The organism is Klebsiella michiganensis (genome assembly GCF_002925905.1).
Lineage (GTDB): Bacteria > Pseudomonadota > Gammaproteobacteria > Enterobacterales > Enterobacteriaceae > Klebsiella > Klebsiella michiganensis.
Map to the genome: position 1 here is coordinate 333,084 of NZ_PRDB01000006.1, position 19,616 is coordinate 352,699.

Annotated in this window: 19 protein-coding genes and 2 pseudogenes; 12 read left to right on the plus strand and 9 right to left on the minus strand. The window is 55.6% G+C overall.

The features are described 5' to 3' along the window. Positions 1-177 precede the first annotated feature (177 nt). The 4 genes from ttrS (at position 178) to CDA56_RS15970 (ending at position 5,748) form a co-directional block, all read left to right on the plus strand. A complete protein-coding gene (ttrS, locus tag CDA56_RS15955) occupies positions 178-1,950 on the plus strand; it encodes a tetrathionate respiration histidine kinase TtrS (protein WP_103814388.1) in 1,773 nt (590 codons plus the stop codon). Further along, positions 1,925-2,512, plus strand: coding sequence for a tetrathionate respiration response regulator TtrR (ttrR, locus tag CDA56_RS15960; RefSeq protein ID WP_014838517.1), 588 nt, complete (start codon positions 1,925-1,927; stop codon positions 2,510-2,512). The genes ttrS and ttrR overlap by 26 nt, the downstream gene beginning before the upstream one ends. 170 nt (positions 2,513-2,682) lie before the next feature. Continuing rightward, a complete protein-coding gene (gene yncE / locus CDA56_RS15965) occupies positions 2,683-3,741 on the plus strand; it encodes a 7-bladed beta-propeller protein YncE (RefSeq protein WP_103814390.1) in 1,059 nt (352 codons plus the stop codon). 15 nt (positions 3,742-3,756) lie between these two features. Further along, the gene (locus CDA56_RS15970; protein ID WP_032694973.1) at positions 3,757-5,748 is read left to right on the plus strand and encodes a TonB-dependent receptor domain-containing protein; all 1,992 of its coding nucleotides are present in this window, start codon (positions 3,757-3,759) and stop codon (positions 5,746-5,748) included. A 50-nt stretch (positions 5,749-5,798) separates the two neighbouring features. Here CDA56_RS15970 and tolA read toward each other — a convergent pair whose 3' ends face one another. From tolA to CDA56_RS16005, 7 genes are all read right to left on the minus strand, one after another. Beyond that, positions 5,799-6,227 (minus strand): cell envelope integrity protein TolA, encoded by a 429-nt coding sequence (gene tolA, locus CDA56_RS15975; RefSeq protein ID WP_014838514.1) that lies wholly within the window; start codon positions 6,225-6,227, stop codon positions 5,799-5,801. Between the two features lie 144 nt (positions 6,228-6,371). Further along, the gene (locus CDA56_RS15980; RefSeq protein WP_102802897.1) at positions 6,372-7,484 is read right to left on the minus strand and encodes a M20 family metallopeptidase; all 1,113 of its coding nucleotides are present in this window, start codon (positions 7,482-7,484) and stop codon (positions 6,372-6,374) included. Then, complete coding sequence (locus tag CDA56_RS15985) at positions 7,484-8,239, minus strand: glutamine amidotransferase (protein ID WP_102802896.1); 756 nt, start codon at positions 8,237-8,239, stop codon at positions 7,484-7,486. Before CDA56_RS15985 ends, CDA56_RS15980 begins: the two co-directional genes overlap by 1 nt. A gap of 13 nt (positions 8,240-8,252) precedes the next feature. Then, positions 8,253-9,332, minus strand: coding sequence for a phosphotriesterase family protein (locus tag CDA56_RS15990; RefSeq protein ID WP_048262831.1), 1,080 nt, complete (start codon positions 9,330-9,332; stop codon positions 8,253-8,255). Positions 9,333-9,335: 3 nt separating this feature from the next. Then, positions 9,336-10,337: an ABC transporter permease gene (locus CDA56_RS15995; RefSeq protein ID WP_014229399.1), complete on the minus strand. Its 1,002-nt coding sequence runs from the start codon at positions 10,335-10,337 to the stop codon at positions 9,336-9,338. 18 nt (positions 10,338-10,355) lie between these two features. Continuing rightward, the gene (locus CDA56_RS16000) at positions 10,356-11,102 is read right to left on the minus strand and encodes an ATP-binding cassette domain-containing protein (protein ID WP_162557591.1); all 747 of its coding nucleotides are present in this window, start codon (positions 11,100-11,102) and stop codon (positions 10,356-10,358) included. A 380-nt stretch (positions 11,103-11,482) separates the two neighbouring features. After that, on the minus strand, positions 11,483-12,505 hold the full coding sequence (locus CDA56_RS16005) for a LacI family DNA-binding transcriptional regulator (protein ID WP_038424520.1): 1,023 nt from the start codon (positions 12,503-12,505) through the stop codon (positions 11,483-11,485). 344 nt (positions 12,506-12,849) lie between these two features. On the opposite strand from CDA56_RS16005, the gene CDA56_RS16010 reads away from it, so the two are divergent. Continuing rightward, positions 12,850-13,803, plus strand: coding sequence for an ABC transporter substrate-binding protein (locus tag CDA56_RS16010; RefSeq protein WP_048262825.1), 954 nt, complete (start codon positions 12,850-12,852; stop codon positions 13,801-13,803). 1 nt (position 13,804) lies between these two features. Here the strand turns inward: CDA56_RS16010 and CDA56_RS16015 are convergent, their stop codons facing one another. Next, on the minus strand, positions 13,805-14,677 hold the full coding sequence (locus tag CDA56_RS16015) for a ribokinase (RefSeq protein WP_102802895.1): 873 nt from the start codon (positions 14,675-14,677) through the stop codon (positions 13,805-13,807). A 26-nt stretch (positions 14,678-14,703) separates the two neighbouring features. Between CDA56_RS16015 and CDA56_RS16020 the strand changes: the two genes are divergently transcribed. Together CDA56_RS16020 and CDA56_RS16025 are read left to right on the plus strand one after the other, a co-directional pair. Beyond that, positions 14,704-15,549, plus strand: coding sequence for a BtpA/SgcQ family protein (locus CDA56_RS16020; protein ID WP_102802894.1), 846 nt, complete (start codon positions 14,704-14,706; stop codon positions 15,547-15,549). Beyond that, complete coding sequence (locus CDA56_RS16025; protein ID WP_102802893.1) at positions 15,549-16,193, plus strand: TenA family protein; 645 nt, start codon at positions 15,549-15,551, stop codon at positions 16,191-16,193. Before CDA56_RS16020 ends, CDA56_RS16025 begins: the two co-directional genes overlap by 1 nt. Positions 16,194-16,216: 23 nt before the next feature. Here CDA56_RS16025 and CDA56_RS16030 read toward each other — a convergent pair. Further along, positions 16,217-16,890: pseudogene (locus CDA56_RS16030) on the minus strand (Tn3 family transposase); the annotation flags it as partial. On the opposite strand from CDA56_RS16030, the pseudogene CDA56_RS31160 reads away from it, so the two are divergent. The 5 genes and pseudogenes from CDA56_RS31160 to CDA56_RS16050 form a co-directional block, all read left to right on the plus strand. Continuing rightward, a pseudogene (locus CDA56_RS31160) lies at positions 16,889-17,298 on the plus strand (recombinase family protein); the annotation flags it as partial. The pseudogenes CDA56_RS16030 and CDA56_RS31160 sit on opposite strands and share 2 nt — an antisense overlap. A gap of 58 nt (positions 17,299-17,356) precedes the next feature. Further along, positions 17,357-17,878: a PAAR domain-containing protein gene (locus tag CDA56_RS16040; RefSeq protein WP_071846111.1), complete on the plus strand. Its 522-nt coding sequence runs from the start codon at positions 17,357-17,359 to the stop codon at positions 17,876-17,878. Positions 17,879-17,880: 2 nt separating this feature from the next. After that, positions 17,881-18,360, plus strand: coding sequence for a hypothetical protein (locus CDA56_RS31265; protein ID WP_242446368.1), 480 nt, complete (start codon positions 17,881-17,883; stop codon positions 18,358-18,360). Positions 18,361-18,473: 113 nt separating this feature from the next. Next, on the plus strand, positions 18,474-19,058 hold the full coding sequence (locus CDA56_RS31270; RefSeq protein ID WP_242446369.1) for a hypothetical protein: 585 nt from the start codon (positions 18,474-18,476) through the stop codon (positions 19,056-19,058). A 2-nt stretch (positions 19,059-19,060) separates the two neighbouring features. Beyond that, positions 19,061-19,456 (plus strand): hypothetical protein, encoded by a 396-nt coding sequence (locus CDA56_RS16050; protein ID WP_032694979.1) that lies wholly within the window; start codon positions 19,061-19,063, stop codon positions 19,454-19,456. Positions 19,457-19,616 lie beyond the last annotated feature (160 nt).

Consider the following 19,616-nt stretch of genomic DNA (forward strand, 5'->3'; position numbering starts at 1 on the left):
ATTTTTCCCTCGCGCAGCAATAACGAAACATTTGTCACGTCATTGTTTTGCATGTGATGAATAAACAATGTTGATGATTTACAGTGTAAAAATCGCGGCGGGGTCAGCTCTATTGTGGTTAACCACATACCCGGCGGGTTGTTGATCTAAAACAACATAATGAACAGGGATAATCGGGTGAGAGCGAAAAATGTGCAGCGTCTGGCGCTGCTGGTGACGGCGTTCCTGCTGAACAGCAGCGGGTGGGCGGCGTCGTGGAATATCGGCGTTCTGGCCATGCGCGGCGAGGTCTTAACCCGCAGCCACTGGCAGCCGCTGGAGGTGATGCTCAATCAGCAGCTAACGGATCAGCAGTTCCATATTCAGCCGCTCGATCTGCAGCAGATACAGGAGGCGGTCAATAACGGCTCGGTGCAGTTTGTGGTGACCAATCCGGCGCAGTTTGTCCAGCTGAATAGTCATTCTTCGCTGCGCTGGCTGGCCTCTTTGCGCTCTTCACTCGGGATAAGCAACGTTATCGGCAGCGTCATTTTGACTCGTCGCGACAGCGGTATTTCGTCGCCGGCCGACCTGATCGGCAAAACGGTAGGGGCCATCGATCCTCAGGCCTTCGGCGGCTATTTATTGGGATACAAGGCGCTGAGCGATGCCGGGCTGCGGCCGGAACGCGATCTGCATCTGCGTTTTAGCGGATTCCCCGCGGATGCGCAGATCTATCTGCTGCGTGAACGGGCAGTGCAGGCGGCGATTGTTCCGGTGTGCCTGCTGGAAAAAATGGCTGATGAGGGACTGGTAAATAAAGCCGATTTTACCGCGGTCATCGAGGGGCCGGCGGCGATACCTTGTTTAACCAGTACACCGCTGTATCCCGACTGGTCGTTTGCCGCGCTGCCGGCGGTGAGCGACGCGCTGGCGGATCGCGTGACCCGCGCCTTGCTCAATGCCCCGGATAACGCCGTCTTTCACTGGGGCGCGCCCGCTTCGACCCGTCAGGTGGAAGCGTTGCTGAGCGAAGTTCAACAGCACCCTCAGCAGCGACGGCTGTGGCTGGAGGTGAAAAACTGGCTTATCCAGCACCGGTTAATCATGGGCGGCATCGGGCTGGCGCTGCTGTTGCTGACGCTGAATTATATCTGGGTGATGCTGCTGGTGCGGCGGCGCGGCAGGCAGCTTGAACGCAACGCTATCCGGCTGCGCGAGCAGGAGCTGGCGCTGCAAACGGCAAGACAGATGAGCGTATTGGGTGAGATGACCTCAGGCTTTGCCCACGAGTTAAATCAGCCGCTGTCGGCCATCCGCCACTATGCGCAGGGTTGTACGATCCGTTTGCAGAAACAGGATCCGCAGCATCCCTTACTGCCCGCGCTGGGCCACATCGATCAACAGGCTCAGCGCGGGGCGGAAACGCTGCGCAATCTGCGCCATTGGGTCAGCCAGGCGCACGGGGAGCCAGGACGAGCGGAGAACTGGGAACGTATCAGCGTTCGTCAGGCTATTGACCATGTCTGGCAGTGGCTGCGAATGCCGCAGCAGTTTCCCGGGCTGTTGCTCAACAGCGATGTCGATCGCCCGTTAACGCTCGTCTTACCGCCGGTTCTGCTTGAACAGGTGCTGGCGAATCTGATCCTCAATGCGGCGCAGGCCGGGGCGAAGATGCTGTGGATTGATGCCGTTCGCGATGCCGGAGGCGTGAAGATCGTCCTGCAGGATAACGGCGGTGGTATCGCCGGGGAGCAGCTTGCTCAGGCATTCCAGCCGTTTGTGACCAGTCGACAAGAGGGGATGGGGCTTGGGCTGGTTATCTGTCAGCGGCTGGTCCGCTATGTCCGGGGGGAAATAAGCCTGGCAAATCAAACGGCGCCCGATGGACGACCCGGTGTCACCGTGGAACTGACATTCATGCAACAAGGAGCGCGGAGCGGCAATGGCGATAATTCATCTACTGGATGACGACCTGGCGGTGACCCAGGCATGTGCTTTTTTACTGGAAAGCCTGGGTTACGAGGTAATGTGCTGGGCAGAGGGGGACGTCTTCCTCGCACAGGCCGATCTCTTCCGGACCGGCGTTGTCCTGCTGGATATGCGGATGCCGGCGCTGGACGGTCAGGCAGTACATGAGGCGCTGCGTCAGCGCGGCAGCACCCTGGCGGTGGTTTTTCTGACCGGACATGGCGACGTACCTATGGCGGTAGAACAGATGAAACGCGGCGCGGTGGATTTTCTGCAAAAGCCGGTGTCGGTGAAGCCGCTACAAACGGCGCTGGAACACGGCCTGGCGGCCTCAGGCGAGCGGTTTGCGCGGCAAAAGAACGTGGACTGCTATCAGCAGCTAACGCCCAAAGAGCGGGAGCTTGCGCTGCTGGTGGTGAAAGGGCTGATGAATCGGGAGATTGCGGAGATAATGAACATTGCCGTACGCACGGTGGAGGTCCATCGGGCGAGGGTGATGGAAAAGATGCAGGCGGGGAGTCTGGCGGAGTTAGTCAGCATCTTACAGCCGATTATCGCGTGATTTTAATGATTCCGATGAATGAAGCGTGGCGAACTCCCGGCGGGAACAAAAAACGGCGGTTAATATCAGAACACAAAAATTGGTAGGGAAGATGGAGATGAATGCAATTGCAAATGATATTTATTTTCATTAGTGTTTGCATTCCGTAAACTACTGTAAAGAAAAATTACATGTCTACCGCATCCCTGAAGCAGGCCGCGCGCCTCGCGCTGGTCATTTCGTTTTCCCTGCATGCTCTCTCCGCCTCGGCTAAGGATTTCACCGAGCGGGACTTCCGCGCTCAGGCTCTCGGCCACGGCGTTTACGAGCTGGCCTATGATAACGGCCAGAAGACGCTCTACGCTGCCTCCGCGCCCTCGTTTGATAAAGATAAAACCGCGGGACTGGTCTTTCGACTGGCGGCGGATTCTCTGCGGATTGATGAGAAAATCGTTACCGAACGCCGCGCCTTCGCGCTCTCCCTGGATGAAGAAAATCACATCCTGTATTTGGGTAACGCGCTGGATGGCTCGCTAACGCTTCTGGATACGCTGACCAATAAGGTGATTAACACTATTCAGCTCAGCGATGATTCAGATCCTGCGAAACAGGCCCACGTCCGCGAAGTGGTGCTGGATAAGCTAAACCAGCGTTTGTATGTGTCAGGGATCGGGCGCAAAGGCCAGGGCCTGCTCTGGGTGGTCGATACCCGCAAGCAGCAGCTGATTGACACGCTGAAGAACATCGACCCCGTAGGGTTTGCCGTTGATGCATCGGGCGAAAAAGTCTATGCGGTCACCGGCAACGGGGAGTTGGCTACCCTTGACGGCAAAACGTCGACGTTAATTTCCCGCGTGAAGGTCGATCCGGCTGACGCTGAGCACTATTTCCTCAATATCGCCCTGAACAGCGCCGCCGGAGTCGGATATATCGCCGATACCAACACCCGCGATGTGCTGGTGGTGCGGCTGGACTCCGGCAAGCTGGTCGATCGTATCGCTTCGCCAAACTCGGTCGCTGTGCTTTATAACGCCATGCGCGATGAAATCTACGTGACCCATCGCAACGATCGCTCGATTAGCGTCATCGATGCGCGAACCCATCGTCTCAAGCACACCCTCAAAACGGCGGCTATGCCCAACAGCCTGGTCCTTTCTGCGGATGGCGGAACGCTTTACGCCAGCGTCAAACAGGACGAAAAAAGCGATCGGCCTGACTACGTTCTCAAGATCGATCTCACTCAATTCTAAGGACTTTTTGTGGCGATGAAGACACGCATAGACGTGGCGATGGCGCTCGCCTTCGTCAATCTGCCCGCGGCAGCCTACGCCGCTGATGGCGCAGGGATAAATGAAGAACAGATGGTAGTGACCGCCACGGGATTCAGCCAGGAGAGGCGCGAGGCGCCGGCGACGATCTCGGTGCTCGATGAGAAGGCGCTGAATACCCGTTCCAATCAGAACGTCACGGAAGCGTTGCGCGAGATGCCGGGCGTGCTGGTGGGCAACGGCCACGGCAGCCTGGCGACCGGCGATGTACAGATGCGCGGTATGGATTCGACCTATACTTCGTTTATGGTGAACGGTATCAAGCAGTCTACCCGCGAATCGCGACCTTATGGGCATCACATTGGGTCTGAAGCCGCTTTTATGCCGCCGCTGGCCGCCATTGAGCGCGTGGAGGTGATTCGCGGGCCTATGTCATCGCTGTACGGCTCTGACTCTATCGGCGGTGTGGTCAACGTCATCACCAAAAAGGCGTATAACCTCGAAAAATGGACGGGGGTGCTGGAGGATAATTACTTCCTGCAGGAGAAAAGCGAATACGGCAATACTAACCAGACAAACGCCTTCTTTATGGGGCCCGTCGTACCGGGCAAACTCGGCGTCAGCGTGGGGGCTGACTATCTTGACCGTCGCGATGATGACAGCCCGACCCAAGAACGTTTTGTTAAGCATCAGGCGGGGAATCTGGACGCCACAATTTCTCTTTCGCCAACCGATACCCAGCTCTGGGATCTGAACGCCTCCAAAGGCAATCAGGAGAAAACCCATAACGATAAAGCGTGGTACTGGGGCTTTGACCGCGATGCGGTCTCGCTGTCACAGCATGCCTGGTACGGTGATGACCTGGTGGAGGTGAAGAACTTTATCAGCTACGAAAAGGCCCGTACGGAGTACCGCGTGCCCGGCATGGACTCGCAGTTTATCAAGCAGAATAATTTTGAGGCCAATAGCGCAAACACCTTTACGCTCGCCGATCACAAGTTGACGCTAGGCGTAAACTTCACGCGCAATGAGCTGAATGACACCTTTGGTATTGCGGACAAGCAGGCGCCCGGCGTCACCCCGGTGAGTAAAATCACCCGTCACGGCTGGGCGGTTTTTGCTGAAGACGCGTGGATGATTGTACCGGACTTCACGTTGACCACTTCTGCGCGCCTGGATCATGACAGCTATTTTGGCTATCACGTTACGCCTAAGCTCTACGGCAACTGGACCATTGACGAAAGCTGGGCGCTGAAAGGTGGCGTATCCGCCGGCTATAAAAAACCGGACCTGCGCCAGAACAACGCCGGCTTTACCAGCGTCTACGGCGCTTATCCCTATTCTGAGATTGGTATCGGCAACGACGATCTCAAACCGGAGCAGAGCATCAACACCGAGCTGGGCGTGTACTGGCAGCAGGATGCGCTGGCGCTCGACGCCACGCTTTTTCATACCAAATTTAAAGACAAAATCAGCGACCATACCATCTGTACCGCCTCGGCTACCCGGCAATGCCAATACAACGGCTATACCGCGGATAGCGTGTCGCAATACATTAACGTCGGGGATGCGGAGATCTACGGACTGGAGCTGAACGGCGACTGGCAGGTGACCGCAGCGCTGAAAGCGAACGCCAACTATACCTATACCCACAGTGAACAAAAAAGCGGTGAGTATAAGGGTTATGCGCTAAGCGATTTCCCCAGCAGTATGGCCAACGTTTCGCTGACGTGGAACACCGCTTCCGATCTTGAACTGTGGACCAAGGCGAGCTGGCGCAGCAGATCGCCGGATATCGGCAAGTCCAGCTCAACGGATGCCTATGCGCTGGTAGATCTAGGCGTGCGTTATCGCCTGAGTAAGCACGTCACGCTGATGAGCGGTATCTACAATCTGTTTGATGTGAACCCGGTTTACACTACCGCTTACCGGCAGAAGGCGATGCTGGAAGGGCGACGCTATAATTTCGGCGGCCGCGTGGAGTTCTGAAAATCGTGCAGGGGCCGAATAGCCCCTGCGATAACATGCAAAAAAAGCTCTCAGGGCCTGAAGTCCAGAACCACATGACTGAATGTCTGATAGGTTTTTTCATCCGGCGCGGGCGGAATTTTGGCTTCTTTCAGCGCGGACATTACCGCCGCGCATAACGCCGGATCGCCGCTCTCGACCGCTGGATTATGCACCGTCCCGTCACGCTGTAGCGTTAAGCGCACCGAGCATTTTTGCCCCTGCCAGGACGCCGGCTGGTCTATTTTCGCGAAGATAGCCCTCTGGACCTGCGTCAGATAGCGTGAGACGTTGGCCTGCGGTGATTGATCTGAACCCGTTTGATAATCGCGAAACATCTTATCCACTTCTGCCGATACCTTCGCGTCTTCGGCGCTATCCGGCGCAGAAGCACTACCCGAGCAGGCGGAAAGAAGTAAAGAGAGAGTGCAAATGAGCACCGGGCGGATTTTCACGGACATGGTAATGCCTCCTTGCTGGTGATGATGCGTTTCTGACGCGAGACGGTTATCCTCTGTTATTGCGCGATATTATTCAAACGCCGATCGCCTGGTATGCGCTTTAAAGTGACACTGTCACTCATTCTTTGCCTTCGCCGCGGGCGGCTACGCCATCCAGTCGCGGATAATGTCTCCGTATAGCTGCTCAGCCTCCTCCAGCCGGCTGAGCAGGCAGTACTCGTCGGTCTGATGGGCCATAGACGGCTCGCCGGGACCGAGAATAATACAGGGTGGATCGGCCAACGCAGGCAGCAGCAGCGAGGCGTCGGTAAAGTAGGGCACCACGCGCGGTTCAATCGGCTTAGCGTGCAGCGGCTGGCAGCGCTGATAAACCTGCTTAATCCACGCATGATCCTCCCGGCTCAGTACGGCGGGCAGGTCGACCAGCGTGGATACCGTGACGCTTTCGCCAAGCAGCGTGGTCAAGCGCTGCCGGATAGTGGCGTGCTGTAAATTGGGCGCGCTGCGGATATCGACATCAAAAAGCGTGCGGTCCGGCACGGAATTAATATTGAGTCCGCCTTCGATGCGTCCGACGTTGAGGGTGGGCTGCTTCATCAGCGGGTGCGCCGCGCCAGGGGAAAAATGCTGAATCTTACCCAGCGCATCCGCCGCAAGATAGATAGCATTTATCCCCAGCTCCGGCATCGCGCCGTGGGCGGTTTTTCCCCGCGTTTCGCAGCGTAGCCAGAGCGCGCCTTTATGGCCGATCGCCGGATAGTTGGCGGTGGGCTCACCGACGATCAGCGCGCCCACGTCCGGCAACGTCGCGGAGGCGATCAACGCCCTTGCGCCGTCGCAGCCGGTCTCTTCTCCGCCGGTAATCAGCAATACCGCGCCGCGTCCGGCGAGGATCGTTTCCCGCTGATGAACGCAGGCGACGGCAAACGCCGCTATCGCCGCTTTCATATCGCTGGACCCGCGGCCATAAAGACGCCCGTCTTCTATCTGCGAGCCGAAAGGATCGTACTGCCACAGGGCATTTCCCAGCGGCACGGTATCCAGATGACCGGTAAAGGCCAGCGGTTTACCGGTCTTCGCCCCGGGCAGCCTGGCGATAAGATTGCAGCGTCCCTCGCCAAACGACGACAGCGAAACCGCAAAACCGCGATCGTTGAGCCAGTCGGCGAAGAACCGCATGCAGTCTGCTTCGCTGCCCGGCGGGTTGATGGTGTTAAAGCCCAGCAGCTGCCGGGCGAGCTCAAGGGTGGCGGCCATCAGCGACGTTCCGTCAGCCAGTCAAGGCAGTTAATCCACAGCTGGCGATAGCCGGGCCATTGAGCAAACTCTTCCGGCAGCCAGTGTGCCGACATATCGCTGGTCCACACCAGCGAGCGACCCTGCTGATATTCGCGAAGAGCCAGCAGCGGATGACCGGTACCGGCCACGGTCGCCAGCAGTTTGCCTTCCGGATGCATTTCTACTTCGTTATAGCCCAGCAGCCACGGCCATTCGCCCGGAATATCGTTGAACAGGGCGTGGGATTCCGTCACTTCGGCATAGCAACCCTCCGGGGTTTCAATGCGATCGTCCCACGCCAGACAGCGGACCGGCAGAACTTTCTCCACCGCGGTATGGCGATAGCGCGCGCCGCCGTTAATCCCCTGGAAGCTGTAATAGCCGCCAATCATCATCAGCGAGCCGCCGCCGGCCACGTAGTCATGCAGCAGCGTCAGACGGTTGGCGGTTCGGCGGCTTTTCAGCCAGGTGTCCGGATGCAGCAGCAGCGTATTGGCGCCAATATCCGAAAGAATAATCGCATCCCACTGCTGCAGCGCTTCCAGCGTCAGCGGAAAGTCTGTCGCCGCCGCGTGGGCGGGCATATAGGTAATGGCGTAGGCACTGTCCGCGAGCGCGGCCAGAAAATCCGTTGCGCCGGTGTGCCAGGTGGCGGTGGCAAACTGGTCGAAGCCTTTAACGTGCGTTGAGGTGCTGGTCCAGGATTCACCGACCAGTAAGATTTTTTTCTGCATTATGACTTTCCTTTTATCCGCCAAAAACCCGTTGGGGATTTCCAATCATCAAGGTTTCAAGCTGTTCGCCGCTGACGCCGTGGCGCCGCAGGCGGGGAACAAAATGCTTGAGTATGTAGCCGTAACCGTGGCCGCCGTAGCGGGTGAGCATGGTTTTCAGGAAGACGTCCTGCGACAGCAGTATTTGCTGGATATAGCCGTCGTCAATCAGTTCGCGAATCGCGCGGGCGTTCTCCTCGTCGGAGGGCGACTGCGCCGACTCGTCGGCGTAGTAATAGCTCATGCCGATCATGTCGTATTCGAGAAACGCCCCGCGCTGCGCCAGCTCCCGCTGGTAGCGCTTATCGGCAAAGCTGGGATTCATATGGCACAGGACGGTATGGCGTAAATCGGCGCCTTCCTGTTCGAGAATATCCAGCACCCGATGACCCAGCCGCTCCCAGCCGGGCAGATGGACCTCGATCGGCACGCCGGTCGCGGCGCTGGCCCGGCCCGCAGCGCGCAGCGATTTCTCCTCATCCGGGGTAAAGCGGCTCGAGATCCCGATTTCGCCGATGAGCCCGGCGAGCACCTCCGGTTTCTCCTCCGCGCCGCCCAGATCGTAAATCAGCCGTTCGGTCAGCTGTTCGACGCTGCTGGTTCTTACCCACTCGGGGTGCGAAGGTTCCAGATAGAGGCCGGTGCCCATAATAACGTTCAGACCGGTCAGGCGCGCGATGCGCGCCAGCGCGTTGGGATCGCGGCCGATACCGATATTGGTCGGGTCGACCACCGTTTCTCCGCCAAGGGCGCGATATTTCGTCAGCTCTTCAATCGCGACGTCGACGTCAAACAGCTGGCAGTTATCGCGGCTCATCAGCGGATTCAGCGACAGTTCGCCGAGGTTTTCCATTTTCACCGGCATTTCGGCAAGATGGCGATCGCTACAGCAGCAGGGCGGTACCCATTTGCCGGAGGCATCCAGCAGTATATGCTCATGCATCAGGGTAACCCCCATTTCGCTAATCGGCAGCGGGCCAAGCACCGTCATCACGTAACCGCTGCTGACGCCAAGCGGCAGCGGGGTGGGGTGGCGAAAAATTGATCCTTTCATCAGCTATCCTTTTGCCGCGGAGCGCGTGGGGTTGAGAATGCGGGTGTTCAGCCAGATCGCCAGCAGGATAATGGTGCCGGTGGCTATCTGGGTGTAAAACGGCGAAATATGCGACAGGATCAGCCCGTTCTGAATGACCGCAATCGACAGCGCGCCCAGCAGCGTACCGATAATGGTACCGAAGCCGCCAAACAGGCTGGTACTGCCAAGCACAACGGCAGCAATAACCTGCAGTTCAAAGCCTTCGCCCTGGTTGGAGGAGCCGCTGCCGAGGCGCGCGGTAATGATCATCCCCGCCAGCGCGGCGGCCATCCCGCTGATGATATAGACCTTCATGGTGACCGCTTTGGTATTAATGCCGCTGCGTCGCGCGCCTTCGGCGTTAGCGCCGATAGCGGTCACGTAGCGGCCAAAGCGCATATGATTGAGAACAATATGCCCGATAACCAGAATCATAATGCCGATCAGCGCGGGCATGGGGATACCGACTACCCACGCGCGTCCTATAAAGGTAAACAGGCTGTCAGCCGGAACCGGAATCGAGTAGCCCTGGGTGACCAGCAGCGCGATGCCGCGAACCACGGCCAGGGTGGCGAGCGTGACGATAAACGCCGGAATGCCTTCATAGGCGATAAAGAAGCCGTTGATGGCGCCTACCAATCCGCCGAGCAGCAGGCCGCCAAGCAGAACCACCGGCCACGGCAGCCCCCAGTTATTCAGGGCGATAGCGGAAAGCGCGCCGACCAGCGCGAGGGTGGAGCCCACCGACAGATCGATACCGCCGGTGGTAATGACCAGGGTCATCGCCGTCGCGACAATCAGCAGCGGGGCGCTCTGACGGATGATGTTGAGCCAGTTGGTACCGGTGAGAAAGTTGCTGGTGATCAGCGAAAACACCACGCAGCAGAAGACGAAAAAGAGCGCGATGCTGACCACGCCGGAGTGGTTATGCAGCAGGCGGCGCGGCAGCGAATGCTGGATCATGCGGGAGCTGCTTAAGTTCATGATACTCATCCTGTTACCTCAATGTGCAGCCGCAGAGCGGGCGGTGAATTTTTCGCCCACAATCAGGTTAACGATATCGCTCAGGCTGGTGTCGGCCACCCGTCTGTCGGCGACGTTGGTACCTTCATACATCACCATGATCCGGTCACAGACCAGGAACAGGTCCTGCAGGCGGTGGGTAATCAGAATCACGCTCACCCCGCGAGCGGAAACGCGGCGAATAAGCTCCAGCACCGCTTCGACTTCCGCGACGGCCAGCGCGGCGGTGGGTTCATCCATAATCAGCACCTTCGGGTCAAAGGCCGCCGCGCGGGCGATGGCAATGGCCTGGCGCTGGCCGCCGGAGAGATTTCGCACCAGCAGCCGGGTATCGGGAATGGAGATCCCGAGCCCTTTTAGCATCTCCCTGGCATCGGCGTGCATTCTTGCCTCATCGAGGAAGGGGATACCGAGGAGTGATTTCATCGGCTCGCGGCCCATAAACAGATTGCCCGCGACGTCGACCGTGTCGCAGAGCGACAGATCCTGATACACCATCTCGATATGGCAGCGGCGCGAATCGGCCGGATTAGTAAACTGCTGCTGTTCACCGTCGATACGAATCGTGCCGCTGGAGGGGATCACCGCGCCAGAGAGCACTTTGGTCAGGGTCGATTTCCCCGCACCGTTATCGCCCACTAAGCCCAGCACCTCGCCCGGAGCCAGCTCAAGGTTGACTCCGCGCAATGAACGTATCGACCCGTAGGTCTTGGTGATATTGATCATCTCCACCCTTGGCGGGGTAGTTTGTGGCTGCTGCATCTGATAACTCCCATCGCTGTTGCCGGGAAAATGTTCGCCATCCTGCGGGAGAGATGCTATCCGACACGGTTTACATGCTAGTAAACCGGTTTACCTGCGGAATAGAGCACTCGCCAGCACAGTCAGGACAAACGCTATGTAAGATATTTGTTCGCCAGTAAGAACATTGCAGCATCCGTGCCAGGGCAGGAACAACACAGCAGCCCTGTGATTTAACCTTATGTAATAAATAGAGTTTATTCATTACGCTCCGGTAAACCGGTTTACTGATTATAGTGAATAAAATGTTAATTGATCGTTTTTTGCGCCAAAAGTGGGCACATTTGCGCCATTTTGGGATGTGCTTAACAGATCTTGATCGAGTCGCGGCCAATCCACTCTACCGGCAGGCGGGTTTCCGCCGGGATGTCCCGATCGTCGTTCAGCAGACGCATCATGATGTTCACCGCGGTGCGGCCCAGTTCCCGGGCGGGCTGGCGGATAGTGGAAATCCGCGGCTGGGTAAAATCGGCATAGTTGGCGTCATCGAAGCCGACTAACGATAGCGCCTCCGGCGCCTGGAGCCCGCTGGCGCGCAGACCGTCGAGCAGGCCGAGCACCAGATAGTCGCTGGCGGCGAAGACGGCGGTCGGGCGAACCGGCTGGCTGAACAGGGTCCGCAGCGCCTGCTGGCCAAACTCGCGCTGGTAGTCACCGTACATCACCCATTCGGGCGGCCAGCTCAGGCCGGCCTGCTCCATCGCGGTGCAGAAGCCCTGATAGCGCTCGCGTACGCTCATCAGCTTGTCCGGGCCGCCGACGAAAGCGATATGGCGATGCCCGGCGGCGATCAGCTTTTCGGTGGCGATCCGCCCGCCCTGGACGTTATCGGCAAACACTTTCGGCACCTTACTGCCGGGAATATCTTCATCCAGCAGGACAATGCGTTCGTGACGCTGGACTTCTTTGCGCAGCAGGCCGTTATCGGGGCGGTTGGTGGTGAACAGCAGGCCGTCGACCTGGCAGGTATCCAGCCAGCGGATAAACTGGCACTCTTTTTCCGGGTTGTTGCGGGTGATACACAGCACCAGGCTGTAACCGCTGGCAGAAGCGGCCTCTTCGGCGGCATCGGCCAGTTCGGCAAAGAAGGGGTTGGTAATATCGGGGAGCACCAGGCCGAGCGTTTCGCTGCCGCCTTTGCTAAGACGGCGTGCCAGGCTATTGCCGCGATAGTCCAGTTCGCGAATGGCGGTTTCGATGCGATCGATGGTGTCCTGCGGTAGCACAATACTGTTGTTCATATAGCGCGACAGGGTTGCCTTCGACAGCCCCGCCAGCTTTGCCACATCGGATAACAATACGCGTTTTATACTCATTTCCTGCGCCATTTCTGCCAGAATCGGCTATCTGTAACATAGTTAAGCGCGGTGGATACAGCAATTTCTCTGCTAACAATAACCGGAAATAAATGCTTGACAAAATTTAATCTGCGGAGAATTGTATAGGCAGTTTACCGCATCATCCGGGAATTCATTCCCAAACCCGTTTAACTCATTCCAGTCGCGCACCGACACGGACCGGTTGCCGGAATGAAATTAAGCAGGTATCCGCCGAACGGTCGATGATTGTTCTGGCCATATAGACGATATTTGCCCGCCAAAAAATAATCCTTCTGCGTTCGCATGCGGCGCGGAACTCTGCTGGCTATCAACTATTCCCGACGAGGATACTGATGATGTTATTTCACACCGGAAAACTGCGTTTACTTGCTGTTGCCACCACGATGCTGGCATCAATGAGTTTTATTTCTGCCGCCGGCGCCGCCGGTCCGACTTATGCGCTGGTACAAATCAATCAGCAGGCCCTGTTCTTTAATCTGATGAATAAAGGCGCGCAGGATGCGGCCAAAGCCAGCGGCAAGGATCTAGTTATTTTTAACTCTAACGATAATCCCGTGGCGCAAAACGACGCGATAGAAAACTATATTCAGCAAGGTGTTAAAGGCATTCTGGTTGCCGCTATCGACGTTAACGGAATTATGCCCGCGGTAAAAGAAGCGGCCGCCGCTAACATTCCAGTGATTGCGATTGATGCCGTATTACCGGCCGGGCCGCAGGCGGCTCAGGTTGGCGTTGATAATATCGAAGGTGGCAGAATTATTGGTCAATACTTCGTGGACTACGTGCAGAAAGAGATGGGCGGCCAGGCGCGGCTGGGTATTGTCGGCGCGCTGAACTCGGCCATTCAGAACCAGCGGCAGAAAGGGTTTGAAGAGACGCTGAAAAGCAATCCGAAAATTACCATCGCTAACGTCGTCGACGGCCAGAACGTACAGGATAAAGCAATGACCGCAGCGGAGAACCTGATTACCGGCAACCCCGATCTGACGGCGATCTATGCCACTGGCGAACCCGCTCTGCTGGGCGCTATCGCCGCCGTGGAAAACCAGGGGCGCCAGAAAGATATTAAAGTCTTTGGCTGGGATCTGACGGCGAAGGCGATTTCCGGTATTGACGGCGGCTACGTCACCGCCGTTCTGCAGCAGGACCCGGAAAAGATGGGGGCCGAAGCCCTGAATGCGCTGAACGCTATCACCTCAGGTAAAACCGTGCCGAAAACCATTCTGGTTCCGGCCACGGTGGTAACCAAAGCGAACGTCGATACCTATCGTTCGCTGTTCAAGTAGGTCAGCGCGCGCCGTTCACGGCTAACAGAGCGGTGAGTTCGTGGCCGTCGGGAAACGCGCTGAGCGTCCCCCGACGGCTAACGGTAATGGCGGCAGCGCGGCTGGCGTGCGCCAGCGACAGCCTATCCGGCGCGACGCCGCGCAGGATCGAGGACGCCAGCATCACCGCGAGGAACGTGTCGCCAGCGCCGGTGGTGTCTAGCGCCTCGGCGGGGACGGCGGGGCAAAACTGGCGCTGACCCGCCTGAACCAGCCAGGCGCCAGCCGCGCCCTGGGTTACCACTAAGGTTTTCACGCCGTAAGGATTAAGCTGCTCGGCCTCGGATTCATTGACCACCGCGATGTCGATGAGCGGCCACAGATGGCAAAAGTCAGGATTGACAGGCGAGGGGTTGAATACCGTTGTCATACCGCGGGCTTTGGCGTACTGGAACAGCGCCCGGGTTTTATCCAGGGAGAAATTGCCCTGCTGTAGCAGAATATCGCCCGCGGCGGCCTCCGCCATATGCGGAATAATATCATCAAGGCTGAACGTATCGGCTGCGGCCGTCGTGGTAATGATGGCATTGTCGCCATCAGCGCTATTTAAAATAATCGAGGTGTCGCTATGTTGATTGAAATGGCCGTCGGGTAGTAGCGTCAGTGGTTCATTTTTTATCTGCTGACGGATCCACTCGCCGTTGCTGTCATTTCCCGTGGCGGCAATTAATCGCGTGTCGATTCCGCAGCGGGATAATATAATCGCCTGATTCGCGCCTTTACCGCCGATATCCTGCGAAACTTTAATGCCGTGAATGGATGAGCCTTTTTTCGGTATATCCGGAATGGACCAGGTTTCATCTACGGTAATATTACCAGTAACGTAAACACGCATAGTGTTCCCTTAACAGGATGGATAAGATGGTTGCTATCTCAGCAGAAAAAACGAATGCAATACAAGCTATTTTTTCACGTAATAAAGTTGTTATTGGTGTTATTCATTGCGATCCTTTTCCCGGTGCGCCGAAATATCGAGGGAAATCAGTCCCCGGTATTGTTGAGCGTGCACTTCGCGATGCCGAAAATTATATTTCGGGCGGCGTTCACGGCCTGATTATTGAAAACCATGGTGATATTCCTTTTTCCAAACCTGAGGATATCGGTCATGAAACCTCTGCGCTGATGGCGGTGATTACCGAGAAAGTTCGCGAGCGTTTTGGTGTGCCGCTGGGCATTAATGTCCTGGCGAACGCGGCGATCCCGGCGATGGCGATCGCCCTGGCGGGCGGGGCCGATTTCGTCCGCGTAAACCAGTGGGCCAACGCCTATATCGCCAACGAAGGATTTATTGAAGGAGCGGCCGCTAAGGCGCTGCGCTATCGCAGCATGCTGCGCGCTGAACATATTCGCGTCTTTGCCGATAGCCACGTCAAGCACGGTAGCCACGCCATCGTTGCCGATCGTTCGATTCAGGAGCTCACGCGCGACGTGGATTTCTTCGAGGCCGACGCGGTGATTGCGACCGGCCAGCGCACGGGCGATAGCGCAACGATGGAGGAAATTGACGAGATCCGCGCGGCGACGGAGCTACCGCTGCTGGTGGGCTCCGGGGTGACGCCCGCCAACGTGAGTCAGATCCTCGGGCGGACCCAGGGGGTCATTGTGGCCAGTACGATGAAGGTCGATGGCGTCTGGTGGAACGATGTTGAGCTGGCCCGGGTGAGGCATTTTATGTCGGTCGCTCAGGCTGCGCTGGAGGAAGCATAATGGAAGCGTTTAGCGAACGCCTGCTGCGCGAACATCAACCGGCGTGGCAGGCGATGCAGCAGCACCGTTTTGTGACTGATATCGAACAGGATCGTCTGCCGACAGCCGTCTTTAACCGCTATCTGGTGTTTGAGGGCAACTTTGTCGCGACGGCAATCGCGATTTTTGCTCTCGGGGTTAGCAAGGCGCCGGGTATTCATCAGCAGCGCTGGCTTATTGGCGTCCTGAATGCCCTGGTTGACACGCAGATTGCATGGTTTGAACAGGTGTTATCAGAACGGCGGATAGCTCCCGCTGATTATCCGGACGATCTGCCCGGCGTGCAGCGCTTTCGCGACGGCATGCTGCGGACGGCCCGGCAGGGAAGCTATGAGCAGATCGTTACCCTGATGTTCGGTGCGGAGTGGATGTATTATTTCTGGTGCCGACGGGCGAGCGAACATCGCCAGAGCGATGCTGACGTGCGTCGCTGGGTGGAAATGCACGCGGAGGACGAATTTTATCAGCAGGCGCTCTGGCTGAAGAACGAACTCGACCGCTGCGCCATGGCGCTGAGTGAAAGCGAAAAGCAGGCGCTGTCGGCGCTTTACGGTGATGTGCTGCAGTGGGAAATTGATTTCCATCACGCTGCGTACGAGGAGTAGTCGCGAGGTGAATAAGGAGTCATTTCGTGGTACAGCAAGCCATCTAGCACATGGGTTGAATCCCTGACCCGACTGATTATACAGGTGTAAAACGGGCTGTATTGATCCGATATATGGGTATAAAACTGACGTCCAGGCTCCTGCCCATATTTCGGGTTAACCTGCCCTGCGTAGCTGCCTGAGCTGCTTGTTCTGAAATTCTGTCCATCTGATGATGACGTTGTCCCGTCTCCCCGGAATGCCGCCAGTGGTCTTTACCCCTGCGCGTTTACCAGCTCTGCAAGGGCGGCTGAATAGGTTTCGTCGCGGATGTACCATGGCTGGATATCTTCCAGTGATGATTTGGTGCTTCCGGGGCTTTTGGTCAGACCAATATTGACGCCATTCGCAAGGATGGTGGTGAGGAGCAGGCGGGTATCGGGATGGGTAATGTCATTTTTTATATGCGAAAAATGTCGGGTAAACGTCGTCCAGCTGTTTACCTCATCGAGAATTTCCGTGATTTTAGGGTGCGGTAGCATGCTGTAAACCAGCTCTGGCAGCTGTGAAACCTGCACCGGGACGCAGTTATCCAGCGGGGAGACTTTTACCCCCCCTTGTCAGATATTTCCATATCGGGCAGCTCACCAAGGGCAGCCATGGCATTGACCTCTTCAAGTCTGGACTGAAGCAGGGGCATACGGCTGGTAATGTACTGGATGAGGCTGAAAAAGCAGATCGAGCAACACGTGCTGCGGATTGTCAGCCTGGATGTGCCCACCTCATAGCAGGCTCTGTCAGATAAGGAGCCTTCGCAGGCTGACCCAATAACCCGCGCCGTGATAACCGACATCAATGACATACTTATCGACCTGATGGCCGCGATGTCGCATAAGGACTGGCTGGGCCGCCGCCAGCGACAAAAGCAGGGTATTGAACGGGCGCATACACTGGGTAAATACCGGTGAAAACAGGCCGATCAGGACGGCATCATAAAGTCCTGTACTACCGGCAGGTCAAGAAACTGAGCATCCGTGAAACGGCAGATGCGACAGGGTACTGCCCCTCCCAGATATGCCGCATTCAGGCACTGTACCGGCAACCAGAAGCCGAAGATTTTGGTTAAGTTGTGATTGTTGTATGATGCCGGTGAGTATAACCGCTTATATATTGAGGGATTAATAATGGCAAGAGCACTGGCCTGTTTGGGTGATAAAACGAGTTACGGAGAAATCATTTCAGCGACTGCGTCCTGGTTTGAAGGAAGTAAAGCAATAGCCCGGACCGGCGACAAGGCATCATGCAGCAAATGTAACGGGTATTTTGAAATTCTGGCCTCCGCGCAGGACTGGGCAGAAGAAGGCAAAGCGTATGCGGCCACAGGTGACAGAGTGCTGTGCCATTGCCCAGATCACTACGTGTACGGTTCAGCCACGCAGTATACCAGCACAGACACCGGCTCTCTGACCTCCCGCAATACCAGTCAGTCCCCTGTCCCGGCGCAACAGGCACAGGATTCCGGTGCCCGGAACTGTATTCGCTTTCAGTGCGCCGGTGACGATGGCCAGCTAATGGCTGGTTGCCGCTACACTCTGATGTTCCCGGACGGACGTTCTGAAGCTGGTGTTACCGATGAACACGGGGTTACCGGATGGCATTATGCTGAATCTGCTGAAAATATTAACCTGCATATATTAATGGATTAATTATGGCTGTTTACTATCTCAGTACCCGTATTAACTCTAATGTCCCGGCTGATGCTTTGTTATATGACCTGTGCATTTATCGCATGGACTCCAGCAGGAATAAATCGCCCCTTGTGGATGTGAAGCAACAGCCGTTTCTGGGAAATTATGAAACACAAAGTCACATGACCGGAAATATAAATGAGTCACTCTCGACAATTTATATTATGGAAATGAATCTTTACCGAAAAACCATGTTGCATACGCACTGCGTAACGCCTGTTCCGTTCACTAAGATGTACACGCTGGAAGAATTTGCGTCGGGCAAAGCCTGGTCTCCGGTGAAGCGGGAGAACCCCTGTTATTTTGAGTCAAAAGGGACAATGAAACCTGAGAGTCAGGGGGCGAAACAAAGCAGATTAAAATCACCATCCCGGAACGTCCATTTATTGCAAAGGAATACCCCATTGGCAATCCCAGAGACCCTTTTGATAAAAATTTAATAGAACGTCAAATAGATGAAAGATTTAACGGATTTGATTTCCCTAATCAAATAGCAGCAAGTGTATGTGGGCCTGCTGCATTTTTTTACTGTTTGCAAAAGGATCGCCCCGATGTGTATGCGCAAGCTGCCCGTGAACTTTGGCGGTACGGGAAAACTAAAATAGGTGACTTAATCATCTCACCTGGTGAAGGCTGTCGTCACCCTACAGGTGCATTTTACTATGATGATGGCAGGCCAAAGATAGCCGGTACTGACTGGATGACACTAGCTGGGCTCAGGGATTCAGAGAATACCATGCTGAGCTTTGATGCTCTTGATTCGCCAGTGGCTGGCATCACAATGTGGCAAACACTGACGGAATGGTTTGAAAAGGCCGGTTATGAAAAAGTCTTTAGTAATGTAGGGATCACTCAGGCGGGTGTCCAGGGAATCAGAGATTTAAATCAATATATTGAGCGAGGCTATAAAGTCGTTACGTTAATAAACGATGGAGTTCTTGTAAATAGTACAAATAAAACAATTTTACCTACACACTGGGTTGTCTGGAATGGTTCAGTCACACAAGATCCCAACGGATATATTAGTTTGGAATTGTTTTCTTGGGGAAAACAAAGAAATTGGATAAAACCTAAAAAAGATTTGCAATTTTTTATCAAGAGATTTTTTGGAGGGATGGTTTTTAAACCATTAAAATAAACATGGGGAAGATATTTTTTGTTTTATCTTTACTTTTACTTTCCGCCTGTTCGTTACAGGCAGAATTTACTCCAGAAGGGGAGATTCTTAATGATGCAATTGTTGGCACTCCCTACTATAACCAAATAAATATATTTGGCGGAATAGTTCTTTCTTATGATATTTATGGTAAGCAGGTCATTGCAGGAGATATTCATCCAGATAATTTAGGTCTCCACCTACAGTATTGTGATGATGATGAATTCAATAATTGCATCCAGATTAGAGGGATACCAACAAAAGCAGGTATAGTTAAAGTACGAGTACATGGCGGCTTAGGTGGCGGAATGCTTTCAAAATCAGGCGATTTCGACAAAACCTACACTATCACGATCAAAGATTCAGAAGGATCTTCTTAAGATCGTTTGAGAGGAGCTATCAGCATCGCTCATCGGGATACGAAAATCCGCTCAGAGAGCGGTTTTCTCACATCTAAGTGGTTAAAACGTAAAATAATTTTCGATATCCAAACTGACCCCAATAATAGGGGGCGCCTGAAGCGGCGCCTCCTGAACGCTG